This is a genomic window from Paraburkholderia ginsengiterrae, from assembly GCF_001645125.1.
Lineage (GTDB): Bacteria > Pseudomonadota > Gammaproteobacteria > Burkholderiales > Burkholderiaceae > Paraburkholderia > Paraburkholderia ginsengiterrae.
This window is the reverse complement of sequence record NZ_LXKA01000055.1, coordinates 140780-164614: the sequence shown is the minus strand read 5'-3', so window position 1 is coordinate 164614 and position 23835 is coordinate 140780. Positions and strand designations below refer to the sequence as shown.

At 61.8% G+C, this 23835-nt stretch carries 22 protein-coding genes; 14 read left to right on the top strand and 8 right to left on the bottom strand.

Translation table 11 applies throughout. From position 1 onward, the window contains the following. The 4 genes from A6V37_RS04330 to A6V37_RS04315 form a co-directional block, all read left to right on the top strand. Positions 1–482 (top strand): 4Fe-4S dicluster domain-containing protein (locus A6V37_RS04330; protein WP_208607844.1); only part of this gene is annotated, 482 nt, incomplete at its 5' end. Positions 483–544: 62 nt separating this feature from the next. After that, positions 545–1732 (top strand): beta-ketothiolase BktB, encoded by a 1188-nt coding sequence (gene bktB, locus A6V37_RS04325; protein WP_064264992.1) that lies wholly within the window; start codon positions 545–547, stop codon positions 1730–1732. Positions 1733–1765: 33 nt separating this feature from the next. Next, complete coding sequence (locus tag A6V37_RS04320) at positions 1766–2617, top strand: 3-hydroxybutyryl-CoA dehydrogenase (protein ID WP_064285806.1); 852 nt, start codon at positions 1766–1768, stop codon at positions 2615–2617. A 41-nt stretch (positions 2618–2658) separates the two neighbouring features. Next, positions 2659–4302, top strand: coding sequence for a fatty acid--CoA ligase (locus A6V37_RS04315; RefSeq protein ID WP_064264990.1), 1644 nt, complete (start codon positions 2659–2661; stop codon positions 4300–4302). Positions 4303–4432: 130 nt separating this feature from the next. On the opposite strand, the gene A6V37_RS04310 is transcribed toward A6V37_RS04315, so the two are convergent. Continuing rightward, positions 4433–5176 carry a FadR/GntR family transcriptional regulator gene (locus A6V37_RS04310; protein ID WP_064264989.1) on the bottom strand — a complete coding sequence of 248 codons (744 nt, stop codon included), beginning with the start codon at positions 5174–5176 and terminating at the stop codon, positions 4433–4435. A gap of 372 nt (positions 5177–5548) precedes the next feature. Here A6V37_RS04310 and lhpI point away from each other — a divergent pair, with 372 nt between their 5' ends. From lhpI to A6V37_RS04290, 4 genes are all read left to right on the top strand, one after another. Beyond that, entirely contained in the window at positions 5549–6496 is a 948-nt protein-coding gene (gene lhpI / locus A6V37_RS04305) for a bifunctional Delta(1)-pyrroline-2-carboxylate/Delta(1)-piperideine-2-carboxylate reductase (protein WP_064285805.1), read from the top strand. A 117-nt stretch (positions 6497–6613) separates the two neighbouring features. Beyond that, positions 6614–7735 (top strand): branched-chain amino acid ABC transporter substrate-binding protein, encoded by a 1122-nt coding sequence (locus A6V37_RS04300; protein WP_064264987.1) that lies wholly within the window; start codon positions 6614–6616, stop codon positions 7733–7735. 57 nt (positions 7736–7792) lie between these two features. After that, the gene (gene lhpH, locus A6V37_RS04295) at positions 7793–8800 is read left to right on the top strand and encodes a trans-3-hydroxy-L-proline dehydratase (protein WP_064264986.1); all 1008 of its coding nucleotides are present in this window, start codon (positions 7793–7795) and stop codon (positions 8798–8800) included. Between the two features lie 492 nt (positions 8801–9292). After that, positions 9293–11398, top strand: a complete 2106-nt coding sequence (locus tag A6V37_RS04290) for a S53 family peptidase (RefSeq protein WP_208607843.1) — start codon at positions 9293–9295, stop codon at positions 11396–11398. An 88-nt stretch (positions 11399–11486) separates the two neighbouring features. On the opposite strand, the gene A6V37_RS41210 is transcribed toward A6V37_RS04290, so the two are convergent. The 4 genes from A6V37_RS41210 to A6V37_RS04275 all read right to left on the bottom strand — a co-directional run bounded on the left by A6V37_RS41210 (position 11487) and on the right by A6V37_RS04275 (position 13568). Further along, a complete protein-coding gene (locus A6V37_RS41210) occupies positions 11487–11645 on the bottom strand; it encodes a hypothetical protein (RefSeq protein WP_165614380.1) in 159 nt (52 codons plus the stop codon). 27 nt (positions 11646–11672) lie between these two features. Continuing rightward, positions 11673–12416, bottom strand: coding sequence for an acetoacetyl-CoA reductase (phbB, locus tag A6V37_RS04285; protein ID WP_064264984.1), 744 nt, complete (start codon positions 12414–12416; stop codon positions 11673–11675). A 163-nt stretch (positions 12417–12579) separates the two neighbouring features. Further along, positions 12580–13113 (bottom strand): TIGR01841 family phasin, encoded by a 534-nt coding sequence (phaP, locus tag A6V37_RS04280; RefSeq protein WP_064264983.1) that lies wholly within the window; start codon positions 13111–13113, stop codon positions 12580–12582. Between the two features lie 227 nt (positions 13114–13340). Continuing rightward, positions 13341–13568 (bottom strand): hypothetical protein, encoded by a 228-nt coding sequence (locus A6V37_RS04275; protein ID WP_064264982.1) that lies wholly within the window; start codon positions 13566–13568, stop codon positions 13341–13343. 767 nt (positions 13569–14335) lie between these two features. Between A6V37_RS04275 and A6V37_RS04270 the strand changes: the two genes are divergently transcribed. Next, the gene (locus tag A6V37_RS04270; protein WP_064264981.1) at positions 14336–16636 is read left to right on the top strand and encodes a putative bifunctional diguanylate cyclase/phosphodiesterase; all 2301 of its coding nucleotides are present in this window, start codon (positions 14336–14338) and stop codon (positions 16634–16636) included. Between the two features lie 112 nt (positions 16637–16748). Here the strand turns inward: A6V37_RS04270 and A6V37_RS04265 are convergent, their stop codons facing one another. Further along, positions 16749–17051: a hypothetical protein gene (locus A6V37_RS04265; protein ID WP_064264980.1), complete on the bottom strand. Its 303-nt coding sequence runs from the start codon at positions 17049–17051 to the stop codon at positions 16749–16751. Positions 17052–17177: 126 nt separating this feature from the next. Then, positions 17178–17483: a hypothetical protein gene (locus A6V37_RS04260; protein ID WP_064264979.1), complete on the bottom strand. Its 306-nt coding sequence runs from the start codon at positions 17481–17483 to the stop codon at positions 17178–17180. 338 nt (positions 17484–17821) lie between these two features. Between A6V37_RS04260 and A6V37_RS42755 the strand changes: the two genes are divergently transcribed. From A6V37_RS42755 to A6V37_RS04240, 5 genes are all read left to right on the top strand, one after another. Continuing rightward, complete coding sequence (locus A6V37_RS42755; protein WP_278185252.1) at positions 17822–17950, top strand: hypothetical protein; 129 nt, start codon at positions 17822–17824, stop codon at positions 17948–17950. A 458-nt stretch (positions 17951–18408) separates the two neighbouring features. Continuing rightward, complete coding sequence (locus tag A6V37_RS04255; protein ID WP_064264978.1) at positions 18409–19587, top strand: quaternary amine ABC transporter ATP-binding protein; 1179 nt, start codon at positions 18409–18411, stop codon at positions 19585–19587. Further along, a complete protein-coding gene (gene choW, locus A6V37_RS04250; protein ID WP_064285804.1) occupies positions 19580–20482 on the top strand; it encodes a choline ABC transporter permease subunit in 903 nt (300 codons plus the stop codon). Before A6V37_RS04255 ends, choW begins: the two co-directional genes overlap by 8 nt. Positions 20483–20489: 7 nt before the next feature. Further along, positions 20490–21491 carry a GlxA family transcriptional regulator gene (locus A6V37_RS04245; RefSeq protein WP_064285803.1) on the top strand — a complete coding sequence of 334 codons (1002 nt, stop codon included), beginning with the start codon at positions 20490–20492 and terminating at the stop codon, positions 21489–21491. Between the two features lie 89 nt (positions 21492–21580). Beyond that, the gene (locus A6V37_RS04240) at positions 21581–22516 is read left to right on the top strand and encodes a choline ABC transporter substrate-binding protein (protein ID WP_064264975.1); all 936 of its coding nucleotides are present in this window, start codon (positions 21581–21583) and stop codon (positions 22514–22516) included. 80 nt (positions 22517–22596) lie between these two features. Here the strand turns inward: A6V37_RS04240 and A6V37_RS04235 are convergent, their stop codons facing one another. Next, positions 22597–23691 carry a GlxA family transcriptional regulator gene (locus tag A6V37_RS04235; RefSeq protein ID WP_064265046.1) on the bottom strand — a complete coding sequence of 365 codons (1095 nt, stop codon included), beginning with the start codon at positions 23689–23691 and terminating at the stop codon, positions 22597–22599. Positions 23692–23835: the final 144 nt, after the last annotated feature.

The following is a 23835-nucleotide window of genomic DNA, read 5'->3' as shown; positions in this document are numbered from 1 at the left end:
AGCAGTGGATGAGCAAGGGCCTGTACCTGGGCACGCTGATGGTGGGCATCGAGCAGAAGCTGCTGGGCGGCAATGTGCCGTGGACGCTGCATCACCAGCATTCGGACCACGAAATGCTCAAGCCGGCTTCACAGTGCAAGCAGATCGTCTATCCGAAACCGGACGGCAAGCTGACGTTCGACCGCCTCTCGTCAGTGTTCATCTCGAACACGAATCATGAAGAGAACCAGCCAGCGCATCTGACGCTGAAAGACCCGTCCGTGCCGGTGAATGTGAACTGGCAGACCTACGCGGGTCCGGAATCGCGCTATTGCCCGGCGGCGGTGTATGAGTTCGTGAAGAACGATGATGGCAGCGAGCGCCTCGTGATCAACGCGCAGAACTGCGTACATTGCAAGACCTGCGATATCAAGGACCCGACGCAGAACATCGTGTGGGTCACCCCGGAAGGTGGCGGCGGGCCGAACTATCCGAATATGTGATTCCAATCTGCGCGCCACCGTGTTTGGCAGGGCGCGTGGCAACACAAATCGAGGAGCATCTAGTGCAAAAAGAAGTCGTTGTCGTCGGCGGTGTGCGCACGGCCATCGGTAAGTTCGCTGGCAGCCTCAAAGATATGCCCCCGACCGAACTCGGCGCGATCGTCGTGCGCGAAGTACTGGCGCGCTCGAAAGTCGCCGGTGATGAAGTGGGCCACGTGGTGTTCGGCAATGTGATTGCGACCGAGCCGAAAGATCTCTATCTCGCGCGCGTCGCCGCAATGGACGGCGGCGTCTCCGAGTCCACCCCGGCCTTCACCGTCAATCGCCTGTGCGGATCGGGCCTGCAGGCCATCGTTTCCGCCGCGCAGACGATCCTGCTGGGCGACGCGGAAGTGGCGATCGGCGGCGGCGCGGAGAACATGAGCCGCGCGCCTTACATCACGAGCGCTGCGCGCTTTGGTGCGCGGATGGGCGATACGCGCCTGGTCGACATGATGCTGGGCGCGTTGAACGACCCGTTCCATTCGATCCCGATGGGCGTCACGGCGGAGAACGTCGCGAGCAAGTACGGCATTAGCCGCGAGCAGCAGGACGCGCTGGCGCTGGAGTCGCACCGGCGCGCCACGCGGGCGATTGCGGAAGGACGCTTCAAGGAGCAGATCGTGCCGCTCACACGCAAGGTGAAGGGGCAAACGGTCGTGTTCGATACCGACGAGCACGTGCGCGAGCAGATCGAAATGGATGAACTGGCCTCTTTGCGCCCGGTCTTCCAGAAGGAAGCCGGCACGGTCACGGCCGGCAACGCGTCGGGCATCAACGACGCGGCGGCGGCGGTTCTGCTGATGGAGCGCCAAGCCGCCGAGCAACGCGGCCTCGCCCCGCTCGCGCGGCTGGTATCGTATGCGCATGCAGGCGTCGATCCGCGCTACATGGGCATTGGCCCGGTGCCGGCGACACGCATTGCGTTGCAGCGCGCGGGCCTCGACATCCGCGATCTCGATGTGATCGAGGCGAATGAGGCCTTTGCCGCTCAGGCCTGCGCGGTCACCCAGGAACTCGGGCTCGACCCGTCGAAGGTGAACCCCAATGGGTCCGGCATTTCGCTGGGCCATCCGATCGGCGCAACCGGCGCGCTGATCACCGTCAAGGCGCTGCATGAGCTGCGGCGTATCAACGGACGCTATGCGTTGGTTACGATGTGCATTGGTGGCGGGCAGGGTATCGCGGCCATCTTCGAAAACCTTCAATAAGCGCGCTGCGCATTACCGCTCAGGCAGACAGATATGACAATTGAAACGGTGGGAATCATCGGCGCGGGCACGATGGGCAACGGGATCGCGCAGACCGTAGCGGTCGCCGGACTCAAGGCCGTGATGATCGACGTGAACGACGCCGCGCTGGCCAAAGGTGTCGCAACCCTCACGGGCAGCCTCGAGCGGCTCGTCGCGAAGGGCAAGATCGAGGCCGAGGTGCGCGACGCGGCGCTCGCGCGCATCGAAACCTCGACCGACTACGCGCGCCTCGCCGCCGCCGATATCGTGATCGAAGCCGCCACCGAAAACGCCGAGCTCAAGATCCGCATTCTGAAGCAGATCGAAGCGGCGGCGCGTCCCGAGGCGATCATCGCATCGAACACCTCGTCGATCTCGATCACGGCGCTCGGCGCGACGCTGGCCGATGCCTCGCGCTTTATCGGCATGCACTTTTTCAACCCGGTGCCGCTGCTGCCGCTCGTCGAGGTGATTCGCGGCGTGCAGACCAGCGACGCGACTGCGCAGGCGGTGCGCGAGCTGACGCTGAAGCTCGGCAAGTCGCCCATCGGCGTAAAGAATGCGCCGGGGTTCGTCGTCAATCGGATTCTGGTGCCGATGATCAACGCGGCGTTCTTCGTGCTGGCCGAGGGCATTGCCACGGCTGAAGAAATCGACGAAGGTATGCGCCTTGGCGCGAATCATCCGATCGGCCCGCTCGCGCTTGCCGATCTGGTCGGGCTGGACGTTTGCCTCTCGGTGATGGACGTGTTTCTAAAGGACTTCGGCGATTCCAAGTATCGCGCGTGCCCGCTGCTGCGCGAACTGGTGGCGGCCGGCCGGCTCGGACGCAAGACCGGTCACGGCGTGTACCGCTACGACTAGAAAACCGGCTAACTATTTTCTGACTGCACCAGGAGACGAAGATGCAGGACACACAGACTCAATCGATGTCGTCGGCTTACGGCTATCCATTGCTGGTCAAGCAACTGCTGCACACGCCGATGGTGCAGACGCCTGATCAGGAAATCGTCTACCGCGGCCAGGTGCGCATGACCTATGCAACGCTGCGCGAGCGCATTGCGCGCCTCGCCAACGGCCTCGCCGGGCTCGGCGCGCGCCTTGGCACCACGGTCGGGGTAATGGACTGGGATAGTCACCGCTATCTCGAGTGCTACTTTGCCGTGCCGATGATGGGCGCCGTGCTGCAGACGGTCAACGTGCGGCTCTCGCCGGCGGAAATCGCCTACACGATCAATCACGCCGGCGCGGAGATCCTGCTGGTGCACACCGACTTTCTGCCGGTGGTCGAAGCGATCAAGGACCAGTTGGAAACGGTGCGCACGTTCATCTATATCGACGAGCCGGGCAGCAGTGCCGCCGCGCACACCATTGCGTTTGCGACGGAATACGAGGCGATGCTGGCGGCGAGCGCCACGAGCTACGACTTCCCGGATTTCGACGAGAACACCCGCGCCACGACGTTCTATACGACGGGCACGACCGGCTTGCCGAAGGGCGTGTACTTTTCGCACCGCCAACTGGTGCTGCATACGATCACCGGAATGGCCGCGCTTGCCAGCCCGATGTCAGGCCAGCGCGTTCACAACGGCGACGTGTACATGCCGCTTACGCCGATGTTCCACGTGCATGCGTGGGGCATGCCCTACATTGCCACGGTGATGGGCTTGAAGCAGGTCTACCCAGGCCGCTACGTGCCGGACCAGCTGGTGCGTCTGCTGCGCGACGAACGCGTGACGTTCTCCCATTGCGTCAGCACGATTCTCCACATGCTGCTGTCCTGCCCCGAGGCGCGCTCCACCGACCTGAGCAAGTGGAAGGTCATCATCGGCGGTGGCGCGCTGCCGCAGGGCCTCGCGCGCGCGGCGCTCGAACGCGGCATTGACGTCTTTGCCGGCTACGGCATGTCGGAGACGTGTCCGTTGCTGACGCTCGCGCAACTTCCGCCGGGCGCCGAGCAGCTCGATCCCGATGAGCAGGTGCGTCTGCGCTGCAAGACCGGCCGGGCGGTTCCGCTCGTCGATCTGCGCATCGTCGACGAGAACATGCAGGGGCTCGCGCACGACGGCAAGGCGGTGGGCGAGATCGTCGTGCGCGCACCGTGGCTCACGCAGGGCTATCTGAAGAATCCGGAGGCGTCCGAGCAATTGTGGACGGGCGGCTATCTGCATACGCAGGACATCGCCAATATCGATGCATCGGGCAGCGTCCAGATTTCGGACCGTATCAAGGACGTGATCAAGTCGGGGGGCGAGTGGGTCTCGTCGCTCGAGGTCGAGAATCTGATTTCGCAGTTTCCGGGTGTCGCGGAAGTTGCGGTGATCGGCATCAAGGACGACAAGTGGGGCGAGCGGCCGGTGGCGCTCATCGTGCTCAAGGAGGGCATCATGGTCGGCGCCGACGAGATCAGGCAGCACCTGATGACGTTCGCGACGGCCGGGAAGATCTCCAAATATGCCGTTCCACAAGAAATCAAATTTGTCGAATCGTTGCAGAAGACCAGTGTCGGCAAGATCAACAAAAAGTGGCTGCGTGAGCAGTTCGCCTGAGCCGTCAAGCGCGGCGAGCAGGATGATTAACTGATTCCTGGACGCCGTCTGCGTCCGCCGTCTGCGTCATTCCCCGGCGCAGGCGGCGCATCTCCGCACGCATCCCCGCACGCATCCCATCAATCGCCTGCTACTGCGGCGCGATGTCCCGCTGCACACGGTGAATGTGCTGCTCGACATAGAATGCCGCCGCGTCGGCATTGCCGGTCACGATGGCCTCGTAGATCAGCCGGTGTTCGGCCACGTACAGGCGAATTCGCGTCGGGTCGTAGATGCCGTCGTCCTTCAGGCGTTTCCAGAGCGACTGATCCATGGTCGCGGCAATTTCCTCCGCGATCTTCACCAGCAAGCCATCCCCCGTCATGACCGCGAGCTGGCGATGAAAGAGCCGGTCGCTGTTGTTCCACAGCGCGCGCTCTTCCGCATCCGCCACGTCGGTCAACGTTTCCATCTGCGAGAGATAGTGCTCGGCCAGCCGGTCCCGCTTCTTATGTGCGGCCGCACGGCGCGCAATGGCGGGCTCCAGAATCAATCGGACATCTAACGTTGCCGACGGACTGAAGTCGGGGGCGAGTTCGCCCGCGGCGTGCGCATTCGACGCCGCGTCCGCCAGCAACTGGCCGGCCGCCGACGCGACATAGGTGCCGGAGTTGCGCTTCGTGATGACGAGCCCCTCGTTTTGCAGCGCGCCGATGGCTTCGCGAACCGCCGGCCGTCCGACGCCGAATCGCGCCGCCAGTTCACGCTCGGACGGCAAACGTGCGTCCGGCAGGAAGCGTCCGGAACGAATCTCCGCGCGAATCTTTTCCGAGACCTGCTCGTAGATCTGCAACGGGCGGAAGCTGCTCTCAAATTCGGGACGGGTGGAAGCCATGTGGAAGTCCGGCGGGCGTGCAAGGTGGTTTCAGAATATACCACTTTGCGATTTGGAGAAGACATCCCCACGGCTGGCGCCTTGAGTGTCAAGCGCTCCAATGCCGCACCCGCTATTGGGGAACTGGTTTCCGATCAGGCCCGGTAGACGCCAATTTATGCCACACGTGGTCTTGCGATAAGCCAAAATTGGAGATTTCTCGTGGATTGGCTTGTTGTACTCGATAAATTGGTATAAATTCTGCCCATTAAATGAACGCCAACTGGCAATCTGGGTCGCGCAACAACCACCCCGGATTGGATCGTTTTTCACCCAATTGGTGCGAGCCTTTGGCGCGCGCCCCGGCACCACTCTATACACGCGAACCCGCACATGACCTCTGTCAGCCTCCAACATTTCGACGCCCAGGCCACCGCGCCATTGCTGGACTATCCGTCGCTCGTGCGGGTGCTCCGGGAGACTGTCATTGAGTACGGCGCGGGGCACGTCGTGAGTCCTGAGCGCCTCGCCATTCCGATGCAGGAGGGCGGGGTGATGCTGTCGATGCCGGCCAGCGCGCAAGACATGGCCATTCATAAACTGGTGAATGTGTGCCCCACGAACGGCGCGCGCCAGCTTCCGACGATTCATGGCCAGGTCATCGCCTGCGACGCCCATACCGGCGAGATGCTGTTCGTGCTCGACGGACCGACCGTGACCGGGCGTCGCACCGCGGCCGTGACGGTGCTGGGCATCCAGACACTGCATGGCATGAAGCCACGCGAGATCCTCATCATCGGCACCGGGCAACAGGCGGCCAACCATGCCGAGGCGCTCGCGGCCAGCTTCCCGGAGGCGAAGCTGTTCACCAAAGGCACCTCGCGGGCCGCCTCGGAAGCATTCGCCGCGCGCACCCGTGCCGTGGCGCCGAACCTGTCCGCACTGGATGGCGATGTCATCCCGGACAGCGTCGACGTCGTCATCACGCTGACCACCAGCAAATCCCCCGTCTATACGCAGCCCGCGCGGCCAGGCCGTCTGGTCGTCGGCGTCGGTGCTTTCACGCCCGACGCGGCGGAAATCGGCAAGAGCACGATTGACGGCAGTTTCGTCGTGGTCGACGACCCGGTCGGTGCGCAGCATGAAGCGGGCGACCTGATTCAGGCGAAGGTCGACTGGCAAGCGGTCGGTTCGCTCGCCAAAGCACTGACCGGCCAACTCAGGCCGGATGCGCCGCTTCTGTTCAAGAGCGTCGGCTGTGCCGCGTGGGATCTGGCGGCGTGCCGTGCCGCACGCAAGGCGCTGAGCCAGGCCAGCGGATCCGACCAGCGTTTACGCTGATATTGCTGCATATTGGTTTGAATTGAACCAAAAATTGTTCTTTAATTTTGAAATGACGTTGTATATAGACCATCTTACGAATAACCTGGTCTTTCCTTAACCCACTTGGAGTTCGGTATGCGCTGTCTCGCCACAACTATGGCCGCACTGCTGGCCGCTGGTTTTACCTTGTCCGCAAGCGCACAAGTCGTCGTCACCATCGGCCACTCGGCTCCGCTTACCGGACCGCAGGCGCCGAACGGCAAGGACAACGAGAACGGCGCGCGCCTCGCGATCGACGAACTGAACAAGACGGGCGTCACCGTGGCGGGACAGAAGGTCACCTTCAAACTCGATTCGGAAGACGACCAGGCTGACCCGAAAGTCGGTGTGCAGGTCGCGCAGAAGCTGGTGGATAGCGGAGTCGTCGCGGTCGTGGGACCGTACAACTCGGGCGTGGCGATTCCGGCTTCGCGTGTCTACAACACGGGTGGCGTGCCGATCTTGCCGGTCGCGTCCAATCCGGCTTTGACCAAGCAGGGCTTCAAGAACATTTTCCGTATCGGTGCGAGCGACGAGCAACTGGGCGGCACGATGGGCCAGTTCGCCGCGAAGACCCTGAAAGCGAAGACGGCGGCCGTCATCGACGACCGCACGGCCTATGGCCAGGGCGTGGCCGAGCAGTTCATCAAGGTCGCGAAGGCAAACGGCATCCAGATCGTCGACCAGGAATTCACCAGCTCGTCGGCGACCGACTTCCTCGGGATTCTCACCACCATCAAAGCGAAGAATCCGGACGTGATTTTCTTTGGCGGTTACGCGGCGCAAGGCGCGCCGATGGCCAAGCAGATGCGTCAACGCGGCCTGCGCGCGAAGCTGCTGGGCGGCGACGGCATCTGCTCGGCTGATATGGGCAAGGTGGCCGGCGACGCGGCGTCGATCGTCTACTGCGCTCAAGGCGGTATCGCACTCGAGAAGTCTGCCGCTGGCCGCGAATTCCTGCAGAAGTACAAGGCGGCCTACAACATCGATACGCAGGTCTACGCGGTCAGCTATTACGACGGCGTGAAGCTGCTTGCCGATGCGATGGTGAAGGCCGGCACGACGACCGACAAGGCGAAGCTGACCGCGCAACTGGCGAAGGAAAACTATAAGGGCGTGGCCGGCACCTACTCGTTCGACGAGTACGGCGACCTGAAGGGCGCGCCGACCACGGTCTACATCATCAAGAACGGCCTGCCGGTTCCGTACGGCGAATAACGGGAGTAGCAACGGAAGTAGCACCGGCAGTAGCTCCACCGACTTCATGAAGCAGACATGAAAATCACACGCACTATTTCGACAGTTGAAGTTCACACCGGCGGGGAAGCATTCCGCATCGTCACCAGCGGCCTGCCGCGTCTGCCTGGCGACACCATCGTCAAGCGGCGCGCATGGCTGAAGGAAAACGCCGACGAGATCCGCACGGCATTGATGTTCGAACCGCGCGGCCATGCCGATATGTACGGCGGCTATCTGACCGAACCGGTCAGTCCGAACGCGGATTTCGGCATCATCTTCCTTCACAACGAAGGCTACAGCGACCACTGCGGGCACGGTGTGATCGCGCTCTCGACGGCCGCGGTCGAACTGGGCTGGGTGCAGCGTGAGATTCCCGAAACGCGCGTCGGCATCGACGCGCCATGCGGGTTCATTGAAGCGTTCGTCAAGTGGGACGGCGAGCACGCGGGCAACGTTCGCTTTGTCAACGTGCCGTCGTTTATCTGGAAGAAGGACGTGACGGTGCAGACGCCGTCGTTCGGCGCGGTGACCGGCGATATCGCGTTTGGCGGGGCGTTCTACTTCTATACCGATGGTCAGCCGCACGGTCTCGAAGTGCGGGAATCGTCCGTGGAGGAGCTCATCCGTTTCGGCGCGGAAGTGAAGGCGGCCGCCAATCAGGCGTTCCCCGTCGAGCACCCGCATATCCCTGAGATCAACCACATCTACGGGACCATCATCGCCAATGCGCCGCGGCATGCCGGTTCGACGCAAGCGAACTGTTGTGTCTTCGCCGACCGGGAGGTGGACCGTTCGCCCACCGGTTCCGGAACGGGCGGCCGCGTGGCCCAGCTCTATCTGCGTGGAGAGTTAGGGAAGGGCGACACGCTGGTGAACGAATCCATCATCGGCACCGTGTTCAAAGGGCGTGTGCTGAGCGAAACCACCGTGGGCGATTTCAAGGCCGTGATTCCGGAAGTCGAGGGCAACGCTTTCGTCTGCGGCTTCGCGAACTGGATCGTGGACGAGCGCGATCCGCTGACGTACGGGTTTCTGGTTCGCTAGACCGATTGCAGTAGAGGTACCAGGTTGGCGCGAGACGCTGGGCAATCAGCATCTCGCGTTTTTTTTCGCCGGCGCCGCGTGATGCAGCAGGCGCTGCCACATTAAATTGATCGTGATGGCCCACCATGCGGCAGTGCCGACCCAACTGCAGAAGCAGGCTACCGATCGAGCATAGCTGCGCTTTCGTGAGAACGCACGAATCAAACGCCTTTTCGATCTGGCATAGCGAAATAACGTGTCGCATGATGGTGCATACCTGATGAACTCGGGCTCGTCGAATCGTGCAAACGAACATAGGCCGGCGAAGCCTTGACAGCGGCACAATGGCTCCTACTATTGATTGACTGACTTGGGGTGCTGTCTCGACAAGATCCGAAAACGACTTGCTACTGAGTTTCGGACGCACAAGGTGGCTGGCCGATGCTGCGAGGGCGCGTAGGGAGGAACGACATGTTCACTCGATCCCAATTACGGTTCCTGGTAGTAGTTCTAATGCTTGTTACGGTTTTTTGTACGTCATCCAAAGCAATTGCGCAAACCACCCGCCAGCTCGTCACCCAGATTGTCGACGAGCGACAGACCATGGAGCTGACCGGCAATATCCGGCCCGAAGCAAACGCGAACAACGATCGCGGACGGGTCGGCGACACGCTCGTGCTTGACCACATGCAGCTTCTGCTGAAGCGCCCAGCCGAGACCGAAGCGGCGCTCGCGCACTTTATCGATCTACTTCATGATCCGAAGTCACCTTATTTCCATCAGTGGCTAACGGCCGGGCAATTGCGCGCGGAATTCGGTCCGTCGGACGCCGATGTGAGCATCGTCAGCAATTGGCTTTCGAGGCACGGGCTCACGGTGAACGGCGTGCAGGCGGGTGGCATGGTGATCGACTTTTCGGGGACCGCCGCGCAGATTCGCGACGCGTTCAAGACAGAAATTCATCACCTCGACGTGGGTGGCGTCGGGCATGTCGCGAACATGAGCAATCCTCGCATTCCGGCAGCACTCGCGGATGTAGTGAATGGGATCGTGTCGCTGAATGACTTCCGGCCGCACACGAATTTCAAGTCCAGACCCGAATACACGTACACCAGCGGTAGTTCGACCTATCATGCGGTCGCTCCCGCGGATCTCGCTACGATCTACAATCTGAACCCGGTGTTTCGTGCCGGCATCGCCGGCCAGGGGCAGACGATCGTCGTGATCGAGAACACAAACGTTTACAGTCCCGCCGACTGGACGACCTTCCGCTCAGCGTTCGGATTGTCCGGCTACACATCGGGCTCCTTTGCACAAGTCCATCCGTCGCCGGCCACTGGCGTCAACAATTGCACGAATCCCGGCGTCGTTGCCGGCAACGAGAGAGAAGCTGAACTGGACGCGGAATGGGCTAGTGCCGCGGCCCCAGGCGCCGCCGTGGTACTCGCGTCCTGCGGGGACACCAGTACCACGTTTGGTGGCCTGATCGCACTCCAGAACTTCGTGAACAGCAGCAACCCGCCGGCAATTATCAGCATCAGCTATGGCGAATGCGAGGCGCTGAACGGGGCCGCCGCCAATGCCGCTTACCTTTCGGTCTACCAGCAGGCGGTCGCTCGCGGCATCTCCGTGTTTGTCTCCGCCGGTGACGAAGGGGCAGCAAGCTGCGACGCAGATCTGCGTAATGCGACCCATGGAATCGGAGTCAACGGCTTTGCCTCGACGCCCTACAACGTCGCGGTTGGAGGCACTGATTTCGGTGACACCTATGCCCGCACCACGGCTTCTTACTGGACCGCAACCAATACCGCGACCGGCGGCTCGGCGATTTCTTATGTTCCGGAAATCCCGTGGAACGATTCCTGCGGCAGCGTGCTGATTGCCGCGGCGAACGGCTACCGCACGACCTATGGCTCGACTGGTTTTTGCAACAGTCCGACCGGCAGCGCGTATTACCTGACAACGGCGAGCGGCAGCGGTGGGCCGAGCGGGTGCGCGGCGGGTGCGCCGTCACTAAGCGGTGTGGTGAGTGGAACGTGCCGCGCGTATGCCAAACCGGTCTGGCAGTCGCTGCTGCTATTGCTGGGCAACCCCGCCGACGGCGTGCGCGATCTTCCTGACGTCTCACTCTTCGCGGCCAACGGCGTGTGGGGCCACTACTATATTGTCTGCGATTCCGACGTGCCGGATGGCGGCGCGGCTTGCACAGGTGCTCCGAGCGGGTGGGCCGGCGGCGGCGGAACGTCGTTCGCCGCGCCGATCTGGGCCGGGTTCCAGGCGTTGGTGAACCAGGCAACCGGATCCCGGCAGGGCAATCCGAACCCGGTCTACTATTCCCTCGCGGCCACGGAATATCTGGCAGGCGGGACCACTACCTGCAATTCGAGTCGTGGCAATGGCGCCGCCAGTACCTGCATCTTCTATGACGTTACGCTCGGTGACATGGACGTAAACTGCACGGGCACGATTGATTGCTATCGCCCAAGCGGCAATTACGGCGTCCTCTCAACCAGAAGCAGCAGCTATTCGAAAGCGTACGGCACCGGTGCTGGCTGGAATTTTGCCACTGGCATCGGCACGGTCAACGTCACCAATCTGGTGAGCGCCTGGCCGCGTTGAGTGCGGGCAGCGATGCGGCGACGTCAGATGTCGCCGCATCGGCATGGCGAGCGTAGAAGCTCGATGCCTGCCTCAATGCCTCAATGCCTCAGTGCCGCGCACTGTTCCAGTGCGGCCAGTAGTGACGGTGATCCAATTGCCTGAGCCGTCTGCGACGCATCAACTCCCGGTAGTAATGCGCGACGACGAACACGGGCGCTACTGCCAGCACGAGCGAACCTACAACGATTGCCACTGCTTCACTCATCGGAATCTCCATGACAGATCTGGCGGCTTACTGCAGGTGCTGGCCCCCGTTGATGGCAATATTGGCGCCGGTCACGTAACCCGCTTCGCGCGAGCAGAGGTACAGCACGAGGGCGGCGACTTCTTCGGGCTGCCCGAGCCGGCCGACCGGAATCTGCGGAATGATCTTTGTCTCGCGGATTTCCTCGGGCACCGCCATCACCATTTTCGTGGCGATATAGCCGGGCGAGATCGTGTTGACCGTGACACCCTTTTTCGCCACTTCAAGTGCCAGCGATTTCGTAAAGCCGTGCATGCCGGCTTTTGCCGCCGCGTAGTTGGTCTGGCCGAACCCGCCCTTGGAGCCGATGATCGACGACACGTTGATGATGCGGCCCCAGCCACGCTCGACCATGCTGTCGCACACCGGCTTCGTCATGTTGAATACCGAGTCGAGATTGGTGCGGATCACCGCGTCCCAATTGACTTTGTCGAGCTTCTTGAAGCTGGCGTCGCGCGTGATGCCGGCGTTGTTGATCAGAATGTCGACCGGGCCAACTTCGGCCTTGATTTGCGCCACGCATTTTTCACACGAGTCGTAATCGGCGACGTCCACCGTATAGGCGCGAAACTGGCGCCCTTGTGTGTCCATCCGGGCGAGCCACTCGTTCGCACCGGTGTTGCCCGGCGAACCCGTGACCACGACTGCGTAGCCGGCGTCATGCAGCTTGATGCTGATCGCCTCGCCAAGTCCACCCATACCACCCGTCACCACCGCGATCTGCTTTGCCATCGAATCGTCCTCCTAAAAGCTGGGTCGTGCTCATCTGAACCATCTAAAACAACTGCCTGTTCGGCCCGGAAGCCGGATGCTGAAAGATTTGATTCGGTAATATGTAAGGAATCCTGTATATGCAGAAAGCATTGAATCACGGGCATTGCTGCCCGTGTCAGGTTTACCGCTTCGCGCCAGCCTTGGAGGCCGTGGCGGTGACTGCCTCGAATTGACTCTCTGCAACGTGCACGGCATGCTGGCTCGTCTTCTGAAGCGTCTCGAACAGGTTCGTGGTGGCGGCCAGCGCCGATTTCCACGCGGTGACCGCTGCTTCGGAACCGGCCGGAGCGCGCTCGGCCGCTTCTTCGACAAGCGCCTGCACGCGCGCGTTATAACGGTCGTACTGCGCCTGCGCGACTTGCGTGATCCCGGCCTGAGTGGCGGACGCAATGTCGAACACCTGGCGGCTATAAGACAGCCATTTTTCAGTGAACGGTCCGGTCCAACCTGCCTGCAGCGTGAACCATTGCTGCGGATCCGTGGCGCCGGGCGCGTTGGTCACGTGCTCCTGCACCTCGGCCAGCGTGGTCCTCGTGACTTGCAGGTTCAACGCGGCCAGTTTTTCGACGCCTTCAAATACCTTGCCGGTCAACGCGTAGAACGCTTCGACGTTGGCCTTCGCGGCCGCAACCGGATCGGGGCTCGATAGACTCATGGTAAAAATCCTCAATATTCAATCCAGCGCGCGAATTCCCGATCGGACGGGTGTGTTGCGGCGGATAGCGATGGTGGATTAATCGAAGTGCAAGGACGCTTGCCAGGCAGCACGCATCGCGAAGACTTCGGACGGTCGACACTTCGTGTGGCACATCAACAGGCACTCTACAACTTCAGAAACGGCGCTCGCACTCCAACGTTGGGGGGCGAACGCCGCGATGTTATTCACGGCTGCGCGACGGACGGCGCAGACGCCGGGTACATGCGCGCGATCGCCCTGAGCATGGAGTCGCCGTCGCGCGTAATCTGCGGACGCAGGCGTTCGGAAGCGAGCTTTTCCAGCGAGATGAGTTGCCGCTCCAGCAGAACGTCGAGTTCAGCGCGGTCCAGTTCGATCTGGTCCGGCGCGTCCTTGATGAGCTTCAAGGTGGCGAATTCATGAGGACTCAACATGTCGTCTCCTTGATTAAGTCTGTCGGCGCGGGCAAGTATTAGTTACCCAGCCACCGTGAATGTCCGGTAAATATGCTTGCGCCCCGTAAAGCGGTCATTCAGGAAATAAAAAATACGGAGACGCCATCATAACCGCTCAATGTGCGATTGCAATATGTGGAATGAATTTTTATGTGACGGCGTTTTTGTCTGCTGATTTATTCTGTGACAAAAGACGGCAAATTGCAATGTTCAGACCGTTGCTGAAGCCTCGCGATGCCTGTCTGGAAAGGCTTTAGGTGAAATTTTGTATGATCTGAAGGTTTGAACCGGGGACTTAAATGATGGTGCCGCTGGCGTCGAATTTATCGGCGAATTTATATTTGAATATTGCATTTATAGGTTGGCATTGCAATTGAAATTTGGCTCCTACACCGGCTTTGCGAAAGTTTTATTACAGTGAGCGCGGTTTTTTAAAATTAATGAAATTTTGATCGGTTCCGATATAGAGTTGCGGTGATGCGTCGTGCATCCCGGATGGGGATCTTTCTATCGGCGCTGGACCGAGTCTCCGCAGACGTAGACGGCCCGGGTTGACACCGGTATTTTTTGCCTGCTCAATGCGACCTGGCCGGCTGGTCAGGGTGTAAAGATTTCCCTTTTCTGGTCGATATACCGCCTTAAGTGCCGCACACGTCGTGAGGCAAGGGGTTCCCATAATGGCACTTGTCGTTCGAATCGATGACTGATGTGAGGGCAGGCCGGATGCGGAGGCGATCCGGAACACTATGATTCGAATCCGGTATTCCTTTCTGGCGAAGCCCGCCCTGTTCATTGTCGCGGGGATAGGCATCACGCTTGCCACGACCGGCGTCACGGCGGTCTCGCTCTATCAGATGCGGCTGGACGCCATGGCGCAGGCGCACGATACCGCGCAGAACCTCGTAATCTCCCTGCAAAAGGAGACCGAGCGCAATCTCGACATCTACCAGCTTGCCATGCGCAGCGTCGTGACCAGCATGGAGACCCCTAGCGTCCTCCAGCTCACACCTGACGCGCGGCGGCTCGTCGCCTTCAGCGCGGCCAACAACATAAGCGAGCTCGGCACGATATTCGCGACGGATGCCGCGGGCAACAGCATCCTCGATTCCCACCGGATCGTGGCGCCCAAAGTCAATGTGAGCGACCGCGATTACTTTCAGGTGCACCAGCATCGGCAAGATGCGGGCGTGTATCTCAGCAAGCCCTACTTGCCCCACATAGGCGACGCCGATCAACCGACGATTGCGCTGAGCCTCCGTCTTGGCGATGCGAATGGCCGCTTTGCAGGCATTGTGGCAGGCACACTCAGGCTCAGCTATTTCCACCAGTTGTTCGAAGGCTCGATACTCGGCGATCACGGAACACTGACCCTGTTGCGCACGGACGGGACTGTCCTGATGCGGCAGCCGTATCGCAGGGCCGACATAGGCAACTCGCTCGCCGGCGGCCATTCGTTTCCCCCGCTCGTGCAATCCGATCACGGAACCTATATCGACGTGGCCGTGCTCGACCATATCGAACGCCTCTACAGCTTCAGACGGATCGGCAACTATCCGCTCGTCGTGGTGGTGGGTCTGGCGACTCAGGATATCTACGCCGGGTGGCGCAAGCGCGCGTTGGCCATTGGCACGGTCACCGCCATCCTGGATGTGCTGACCATCATGCTGTGCCTGATGTTCGGCGGGCAGTTGCGCAAGCGCTTCGCCATGGAGCGTCAGTTGCAGACGCTGGCATGGTTCGATGCCCTAACCGGTTTGCCGAATCGGGCACAGGTCAATAAGGAAATGCTCCGTATCCTGACGGACGCCAGCCGGCATTCGTCGCAGTTCGCCATACTGTTCATCGATCTGGACCGTTTCAAGCGCGTGAACGACACGCAAGGCCACTCTGCCGGCGACGAAGTATTGAGCGAAGTCGCGCGGCGGCTGCGCAATTACGTGCGGGGTGAGGACGTGATTGGCCGCCTTGGTGGAGACGAGTTCCTGGCGGTGCTGCAGGATTGCGACGTGCACCGGGCCGCCCACGTAGCAGGTCGCATCCTGCAGGCCCTGTATCAGCCCATTACCGTCAATGCGAAGTACGACACCAGCATTACGCTCAGCGCGAGCATTGGCGTCGCACTGTATCCGCACGACGGGCTGGACGCCGATACCTTGCTGCGCAATGCGGACATGGCGATGTACAAGGCAAAGAGCACCGGCCGCAACCAGGTGCATTTCTATGCACCCATGTACGAGCGTCAGGCCAAGGAGCAACTGGAACTGGAAATCGCGCTGCAGCGGGCGTTGCGAGGGGGAACCCTGAGCGTCGCCTACCAGCCCAAGATCGACACGACGGGTAGGCTGCATGGAGCCGAGGCGCTGGTGCGGTGGCATGACGAGAAACTGGGAACCGTTGCACCCGACCGCTTCATCGCCATTGCGGAAGAAAGCGGCCTGATTGCGGAACTGGATGGCTGGGTCCTCGGCGAGGCTTGCCGTCAACTCGCCGCGTGGCGGGCCGCCGGTCTCGACGTACCGAGCGTGTCAGTGAACGTCTGCGCTGCCGACTTCAAGCGTGCGGATTATCCGGGCTTTATCGCGGAGACGCTCTGGGTCCATGGTCTGAAGCCTGCCAACCTTATCCTTGAAATGACCGAGCGCGTCATGTTCGATGAGTCGGTCGAAGACATTCGCACGTCGCTCGATGCGCTGCATGCCCTCGGCATCGCGCTCTCGATAGACGACTTCGGGACAGGTTACTCGTCGCTCAGCTATCTGCATCGTTTCCCCGTCAAGGAACTCAAGATCGATAAAAGCTTTGTGCGGGGTATCGGCACCGATGCAATGGCCGAATCGCTGGCACAGACGGTCATCAATATCGGCAACGTGCTGAAGCTGAGCGTGATTGCGGAAGGCGTGGAAACGCAGGCGCAACGTGATTTTTTGCATGATCACGGCTGCCTGATCTACCAGGGGTATCTGTATTCGCCGCCGCTGCCACCGGAAGATTTTGCGCGCTGGGCAGGAGCACAGCGGCAAGAAACGACACTCAGTGAATCAGACTAAGCTGTGCTTACGATATCACTGTGGGTTTCATCCGGCCGCTTGCGCGGCCGTGATCTCTCCGTCTTCGGAATCGAGCGGCGTTTGGCGTGTGCCAATAGCTACGCACGGATCGTCAATGCCTGAACACCGACGAGTCCTTGCCGGCGAAGGGCGGCGCCAGCCGTTGTGACGATTGGGAAGAACCTGCGGCTTGCGTGCCGTATCCGGAGCTTTCGCCGAGGCGGTAACCGTTGTGGGACGCCTGCTGAGATTGCGCTGCCCTCTGACTGCCCGGTGTATCGCGCATCGAAGCGGCGGGTGCGGTGGTCGTGACGCCTGTGGTGGAATCTGGCGGTTGCGTCGTGGATTGCGCGAACGACAGCGCAGGAACAGCGACGAGCGAGGCGACGAGTACGAGTTGCTTGAGCGATTGCATGGCGTTTCTCCGCGAGTGTGATGGAGCAGCACCGGCCAATGCGGCCGGTGCGTGATCACAGAATAAGCAGAGAGGCCTTAACTTTTCCTTAGGCGGCGCAGCGGGGTTCGCGTTTGCACGCGCGGCTTAGTCGTCGCCCCAGCCATGACGCTCGCGCCATTCGCGCTCGTGCTCGTGGTGACGCCACTCGCGTTCACGCCACTCATGCCGCTCGTGCCATTCGCGCTCGCGCCAGTCTTCGCCGTAGCCGTAGCTAACCACGGGCGGTGGTGCATACACGACCGGCGGCGGGGCCACGTAAACCGGTTGCGCCGGCACGAATACCGGCCCCGGAATGCCGATGCCGATGCCCACGTCGACGTGCGCCGACGCGACTGAGGAAGCCACCAATATCGTGCCGCCGAGAATTGCGGATAATAGGTTCTTGTGCATGTTTTTTTCCTGTTGCCCGGCAATGGCAGGCAATGGCGCTGAAGATGATGCGCAGTGTAGGCAGGGCGCCTGTTTGCAGGTGCAAGAAGGATGCGAGATTGGTAACACGGAGTAACAGTGCGCGGCCTTAAGGTTGCCATAATCATTTCCGTGCACGATGAACCGGGCTAGACCTCCGGTTTTCCTTCCAAACCTCCGGTTTTCCTTCCGAACGCGCAATTGGCGGCGCTGCTTTTGATCCCAACCTGGCCCGAACCGGCAATTCAAACAACGTATAACCCGGTCGCGCCATTTCGAGTCTTTTGCCGGCAGGCATACCTGATGAAGCGGGGAGCGTCATGAGTTTTTCGACTGAGGTTTGGGCGCTGGCGCGTCTGTGTTGCATGTACCCGGTACTGGGCGGCCTCGCGATCTGGTATTTCGCGCGCGCCGACCGTTTGCTGCAGGTCATGCGCGCGCACCATTGACCCTTTGCGGGTGATCCTCCACACCATCGCGCGGACTCGCCACAGCATCGGCTGAGGGTCCGGACGTTTGTTGCGTTGCGGAAAAATACCGCGGCGGTTGTGCCGATCAGCGGTTTTTCGCCCTGCGCCACCTTGACTTGCTCTGGCGCGACATCGCTCGCGAAGCGCTTCGATACCCCTCAAACCCTTGCCCAGCAAGGCTTCGGTCGCCATTTTGCGGTGCCCGCGCGCGCCGGGTGTCGTATTTCCACAGGTGGTTGTCGCAAATAGTCGGCTAGGCGCACTTTTTTCTGGCAACTATGTATGCACAGCGCGGACGGACGTCCGCCACCGCGGCAACCAGCTGGCATGGGACTGGAGTAAGCGCCAAAGCGCCAACTCCGGTCGACCGCCTAAAGGCATGGGACCGGAGTAAGCGCTAAAGCGCCAACTCCAGTCGACAAAGGAGAGAGCATTCAATGAATTCCCCCAAGGTCGTGGTCGAAGGGCTGTGCAAGGTGTTCGGCACCAGTCCGAAAGAGGCGCTCGGCATGCTGGCCGGCGGCGCGACGAAAGAAGAAGTGTTCGCGCGCACCGGTCAGATTGTCGGCGTGCACAACGTGTCGTTCGAAGTCCAGGAAGGCGAGATCTTCGTGCTGATGGGCCTGTCCGGTTCCGGCAAATCGACGCTGATTCGTCTGATCAACCGGCTCGTGGAGCCGACGGCCGGCAAGGTGCTGATCGACGGCCGCGACGTGGCCAGCGTGCCGCGCGCCGAACTGACGGCGTTGCGCCGCAAGGACATGAGCATGGTGTTCCAGTCCTTCGCGCTGATGCCGCAGCGAACCGTGCTCTCCAATGCGGCGTTCGGGCTCGAAGTGGCGGGCATAGGACGCAAGGAGCGCGAAAAGCGCGCGATGACCGTGCTCGAACAGGTCGGCCTCGCGCCGTTTGCGCAGAAGCTGCCCGCGCAGCTCTCCGGCGGCATGCAGCAGCGCGTGGGGCTCGCGCGGGCGCTGGCGGTCAACCCGTCGCTGATGATCATGGACGAGGCGTTCTCCGCGCTCGACCCGCTCAAGCGCAAGGAAATGCAGAACGTGCTGCTCGATCTGCAACGCGAGCAGCAGCGCACCATCCTGTTCGTCTCGCACGATCTCGAAGAAGCCATGCGCATCGGCACGCGCATCGCCATCATGGAAGGCGGCAGGGTGGTCCAGGTCGGCACGCCTCAACAGATCATCACGAATCCCGCCGACGACTATGTGCGGGCTTTCTTCGAAGGCATCGACACGAGCCGCTACCTGACCGCCGGCGATCTGATGCAGACCGACGCCGTGCCGCTCATGCAGCACTCGTCGCAGATCGACGCCTCGAGCGTGGCCGCCACGCTCAATGGCAGCGCCGAATACGCGTTCGTACTCGACAGCGAGCGCAAGTTCCGCGGCTTCGTGTGCCGCGACGCAATGGGCAGCGCCTCGCCGCAGCTCAACCAGATCGAATGCATCCGCCGCACCACGCCGCTCGATGATGTGGTCGAGCGCGTGGTGGCGAGCCGTGCGCCGCTGCCGGTGGTCGAGGCGGACGGCTCTTACTGTGGTTCGGTCAACAAGACGAACGTGCTGAATGTTCTTACGCGCCATCGGAGTTCCCATGTCTGAAATCATTCCTATTGGCGCCTGGGTCGATCACGGCGTTCACTACCTGCTCGACCACGACGCAAAAACGTTCGACTCCATCGGCAAGGTGATCGAAAGCTTCGCCGCGCTGATCGAGCACAGCCTGCAAGCGGTGCCGATGTGGGCGCTCATGGCGTTCTTCGTCGGCGTCGGTCTGTGGCGGGTGGGCTGGCGCTTCGCCACATTCACGCTGCTGGCGATGCTGCTGATCTACGGCACCGGTTTCTGGGACCAGATGGTGATCACGCTCGGCCTCACGTTGTCGTCGACCTTGATCAGCCTGCTGCTCGGCGTGCCGCTCGGCATCTGGACCGCGAAGAGCCGCACCGTCGAAATGATGGTGCGCCCCGTGCTCGATCTGATGCAGACCATGCCGGCTTTCGTCTACCTGATTCCGGCGGCGATGCTGTTCGGTCTCGGCCGCGTGCCGGGGATTCTCTCCACGGTGATTTTCGCCATGCCGCCCGCGGTGCGTCTCACGTCGCTCGGCATCAAGCATGTGAACCGCGAAATCGTCGAAGCAGGGCAGGCGTTCGGCTGTACGCCGCTGCAACTGCTCTACAAGGTACAGTTTCCGAATGCGTTGCCGTCGATCATGACGGGCGTGAACCAGACCATCATGATGGCGCTCTCGATGGTGATCATCGCTTCGATGGTGGGCGCGGGCGGTCTCGGCAACGACGTGCTGGCCAGTATCCAACGGCTCGACATCGGGCTCGGTTTCGAAAGCGGCCTCTCGGTGGTGATGCTGGCGATTATTCTCGACCGCATCACGGAAAGCTTCGGCCGCTCGCCGGGCACGGCACGCGCGCCGCTGCTGTCGGGCTTGCGCAATGCCATGAAGGTGCGCCGCGCGCCGGCGGCGCAGAGCGGCTGAGCCGCTCATGATGCGCGACGCGCTCACGCCGCCGCCCGGCCCTCACGCCGGTTCGCCGCTGTCCGGGCTGGCGCACGTCGGCTTTCTGACGCTGCCGAATTTTGCGATGATCGCGTTCACCAGCGCGGTCGAGGTGCTGCGCATGGCCAATTACGTGGGCCGCGCGCAGCACTACAGGTGGTCGGTGATTACGCCGGACGGTGAGCCGGCGCGAGCCAGCAACGGCATCACGGTGAAACCCACCACGACGCTCGCCGAAGCCGGCCTGCCGGATGTGCTGTTCGTCTGCGCCGGCTGGCATGTGCGCGATTACGTGGACGACACGGTGATCGCGCTGCTGCGCGAAGTGGCGGCCCAGGGGATTCCGCTTGGTGGCATCTGCACGGGGCCGTATGCGTTGCTGGCGGCAGGCTTGCTAGACGGTTACCGCTGCACGGTGCATTGGGAAGACATGTCGCCGCTGCATCAGCGCTACCCCGATGTGCATTTCGCCGACGAGCTGTTCGTGATCGACCGCGACCGGATGACCTGCACTGGCGGCACCGCGCCGCTCGATCTGATGCTGAACCTGGTTGGCATGCGCCTCGGCAGTGCCGTCGCCGCTCAGGTGTCCGAACAGTTTATCGTGGAGAGGATTCGCGGCTCGACGGATTACCAGCACATTCCCGTGGACGCGCGGGTGGGCTTTTCGCGCGCGGAGTTGATCGAGGTGGTGCGGCTGATGGAGGCGAATATCGAGGAGCCGCTCTCGCTCGACGAACTCGCGCGGCTCGTGCGCCTGTCGCAACGACATTTGCAACGGATGTTCAAGATGTTCCTGAGCGTGTCGCCCACGCACTATTACCTGACCCTGCGTTTGCGCCGCGCGCGCGAACTGCTGCGCAATACGGATGCATCGATTGCGCGGGTAACGGCGGTGTGCGGCTTTCACTCGCCGTGCCATTTCAGCAAGGCCTACCGCGCGCAGTTCGGCCATGCGCCGAGCGTCGAGCGGCGCTTGTCCGCGTAAGCCGGGGGGCGCGTCGTATAACGCGGCGGCAACATAAAAGAATTCGCTTCATCCAACCAGTCGAACATTAATCACCCTGAGGGATCGCCATGAAACGTTTGTGGGTTGCATCGCTGTGCGCGCTGTCCATGTCGTCCGTCGTAGCTGCCGAACCCGCCACCTGCCGCGACGTCCGCTTCGCCGACGTCGGCTGGACCGACATTGCGGCAACCACCGGACTGGCGTCGACCGTGCTCGAAGGGCTCGGCTACAAGCCGACCAAGACGATCGCCTCGGTGCCGATCACTTTTGCCGGCGTGAAGAGCAAGCAGATCGACGTGTTCCTCGGCTACTGGTCGCCGACCATGGACCCGATGATCGATCCGTTCAAAAAGGCCGGCCAGCTCACCGTGCTCCCCACGCCGAATCTGACCGGCGCGAAATACACGCTGGCGGTGCCCGATTACGCGTATCAGGCCGGCATCAAGACGTTTTCCGACATCGCGAAGAACTACGACAAGCTCGACGGCAAGATCTACGGTATCGAGCCGGGCAACGACGGCAATGCGCTGATCAAGAAGATGATCGACAGCAATCAGTTCGGGCTCGGCAAATTCAAACTGGTGGAGTCGAGCGAGGCGGGCATGCTGGTCGAGGTGAACCGCGCGATCCGCGACAAGAAGCCGATCGTGTTCCTCGGCTGGGAGCCGCATCCGATGAACGTGCAGATGAAGATCGACTATCTGTCCGGCGGCGACGACGTGTTCGGCCCGAACTACGGCGAAGCCAAAGTGCTGACGGTCACGCCGACCGATTACTCGGCGCGCTGCCCGAACGTCGCGAAGCTGGTGTCGAACCTGCAGTTCACGACCGACATCGAGAATCACGTCATGCTGCCGATCATGAACAAGACCGATCCGAACACCGCCGCGCGCGAGTGGCTGAAGGCGAATCCGGCGGTGCTCAACAAGTGGCTCGCGGGCGTGAAGACGTTCGACGGCAAGGACGGTTTGACGGCTGTGAAGGCGTATGTAGCAGGGAAGTGATGGACCAGCGCTCGCGCCGCCCGAGTGGCGCGACGCGTGCGGTGTAATGGCCTAGAAACGCGGGCTTGCAAGGCCCGCGTTCAGATCGCCGGAGAGATCGCCTGCGCCCGCCCCGGGAAGGTCTCGTCGTAGCCGGTTCCGTCGCCCACTTCGGCCGCGGTGCCGCGCTGCTCGCGGTACATCATCGGCGGCAGGCCGAACTGCTTGCGGAATTCGCGGCCCAGGTGCGAGGCATCCGAGAAGCCGCAGCTCGACGCAATGTCCGCCACCGTTTTATCCGAACTCGTGAGCAGCCACGCGGCGGTGCGCAAACGCACCTGCTTCGCGTAGGCCTGCGGCGCCTTGCCGGTTTCCGCCTTGAAGAGCCGTTCCAGCTGGCGCGGCGACAGATCGAGCTTGCGCGCCAGTTCGTCGAGCGAAAGCGAGCGGCCCACGTGCTGCTCCATCAGCAGAATCGCGCGCTTCACCTTGGGATGCGTGGCCGGTGCGAGCCCCGGCGGGTGCGGCTGCGGCGCGTTGCCTTTCTGCATGTCGTCCACCAGCAAAATCCGCAGCGCCTTCTGCACCGTGGCGGTTTCGAAATGGCGCAGCAGGATCGCCGCGGCCACGTCGATCGACGCGCGTCCGCCGGAACACGTAATACGCCGCCGGTCGATCACGAACAGCCGGTCGGCGACCAGCGCTTCCTCATTCACCGACGGAAAGCGCTCGATGAAATCCCAGTAGTGAAACCAGCTCACGCAGATGCGATGGCCTTCCAGCACGCCCGCGCGCATCAGCGAGAACACGCCGGTGCACATGCCGACGAGCGTCGCATCGGTCGCTGCGGCGCGGCGGATGAAGGCAAGCGTCGCGTCGCTGGCGGCGGGTCCGGAGTGCAACAGGCCGCCCACCACCACCACGTAGTCGAACGGCTCGGCCGTCTCGAACGTTTCCCACGGTGTGATCTGGATGCCGCAACTCGCGCGCACCGGAGCAAGGGTTTCCCCTATCACGCTCCACGAACAGCGCACGGGCTTGCTGAAATCGCCTTCATCCGCGGACAGGCGCAGCAGGTCGACGAACCCGGAAAACGCCGTCAGCGTGAAATTCGGCAGCAGGATGATGCCGAAGCGGATGCGCTGCTTCGGGGTGCCGTCGATGGATTGAAGGGGAAGCGTTTCAGCGGAATTCATGCAGGCGGCCAGCAGCGAATAGAGTTGGATCAAGCATAGCACCGGGAACCGGACGCGCCGCGCGGAACGCCGTCTAGCGGCTGCCAGGCGGGTGTTGCCAGCATCGCCAGCCGCCGCTCGCGCGCCTGTCGCAAATGCGTCAGA

Bases quoted from the DNA above. Each gene is read 5' to 3' on its own strand.
- A6V37_RS04320 (WP_064285806.1), top strand. From the start codon at position 1,766: ATGACAATTGAAACGGTGGGAATCATCGGCGCGGGCACGATGGGCAAC.
- A6V37_RS04315 (WP_064264990.1), top strand. From the start codon at position 2,659: ATGCAGGACACACAGACTCAATCGATGTCGTCGGCTTACGGCTATCCA.
- A6V37_RS04310 (WP_064264989.1), bottom strand. From the start codon at position 5,176: ATGGCTTCCACCCGTCCCGAATTTGAGAGCAGCTTCCGCCCGTTGCAG.
- lhpI (WP_064285805.1), top strand. From the start codon at position 5,549: ATGACCTCTGTCAGCCTCCAACATTTCGACGCCCAGGCCACCGCGCCA.
- A6V37_RS04300 (WP_064264987.1), top strand. From the start codon at position 6,614: ATGCGCTGTCTCGCCACAACTATGGCCGCACTGCTGGCCGCTGGTTTT.
- lhpH (WP_064264986.1), top strand. From the start codon at position 7,793: ATGAAAATCACACGCACTATTTCGACAGTTGAAGTTCACACCGGCGGG.
- A6V37_RS04290 (WP_208607843.1), top strand. From the start codon at position 9,293: ATGCTTGTTACGGTTTTTTGTACGTCATCCAAAGCAATTGCGCAAACC.
- A6V37_RS41210 (WP_165614380.1), bottom strand. From the start codon at position 11,645: ATGAGTGAAGCAGTGGCAATCGTTGTAGGTTCGCTCGTGCTGGCAGTA.
- phbB (WP_064264984.1), bottom strand. From the start codon at position 12,416: ATGGCAAAGCAGATCGCGGTGGTGACGGGTGGTATGGGTGGACTTGGC.
- phaP (WP_064264983.1), bottom strand. From the start codon at position 13,113: ATGAGTCTATCGAGCCCCGATCCGGTTGCGGCCGCGAAGGCCAACGTC.
- A6V37_RS04275 (WP_064264982.1), bottom strand. From the start codon at position 13,568: ATGTTGAGTCCTCATGAATTCGCCACCTTGAAGCTCATCAAGGACGCG.
- A6V37_RS04270 (WP_064264981.1), top strand. From the start codon at position 14,336: ATGATTCGAATCCGGTATTCCTTTCTGGCGAAGCCCGCCCTGTTCATT.
- A6V37_RS04265 (WP_064264980.1), bottom strand. From the start codon at position 17,051: ATGCAATCGCTCAAGCAACTCGTACTCGTCGCCTCGCTCGTCGCTGTT.
- A6V37_RS04260 (WP_064264979.1), bottom strand. From the start codon at position 17,483: ATGCACAAGAACCTATTATCCGCAATTCTCGGCGGCACGATATTGGTG.
- A6V37_RS42755 (WP_278185252.1), top strand. From the start codon at position 17,822: ATGAGTTTTTCGACTGAGGTTTGGGCGCTGGCGCGTCTGTGTTGCATG.
- A6V37_RS04255 (WP_064264978.1), top strand. From the start codon at position 18,409: ATGAATTCCCCCAAGGTCGTGGTCGAAGGGCTGTGCAAGGTGTTCGGC.
- choW (WP_064285804.1), top strand. From the start codon at position 19,580: ATGTCTGAAATCATTCCTATTGGCGCCTGGGTCGATCACGGCGTTCAC.
- A6V37_RS04245 (WP_064285803.1), top strand. From the start codon at position 20,490: ATGATGCGCGACGCGCTCACGCCGCCGCCCGGCCCTCACGCCGGTTCG.
- A6V37_RS04240 (WP_064264975.1), top strand. From the start codon at position 21,581: ATGAAACGTTTGTGGGTTGCATCGCTGTGCGCGCTGTCCATGTCGTCC.
- A6V37_RS04235 (WP_064265046.1), bottom strand. From the start codon at position 23,691: ATGAATTCCGCTGAAACGCTTCCCCTTCAATCCATCGACGGCACCCCG.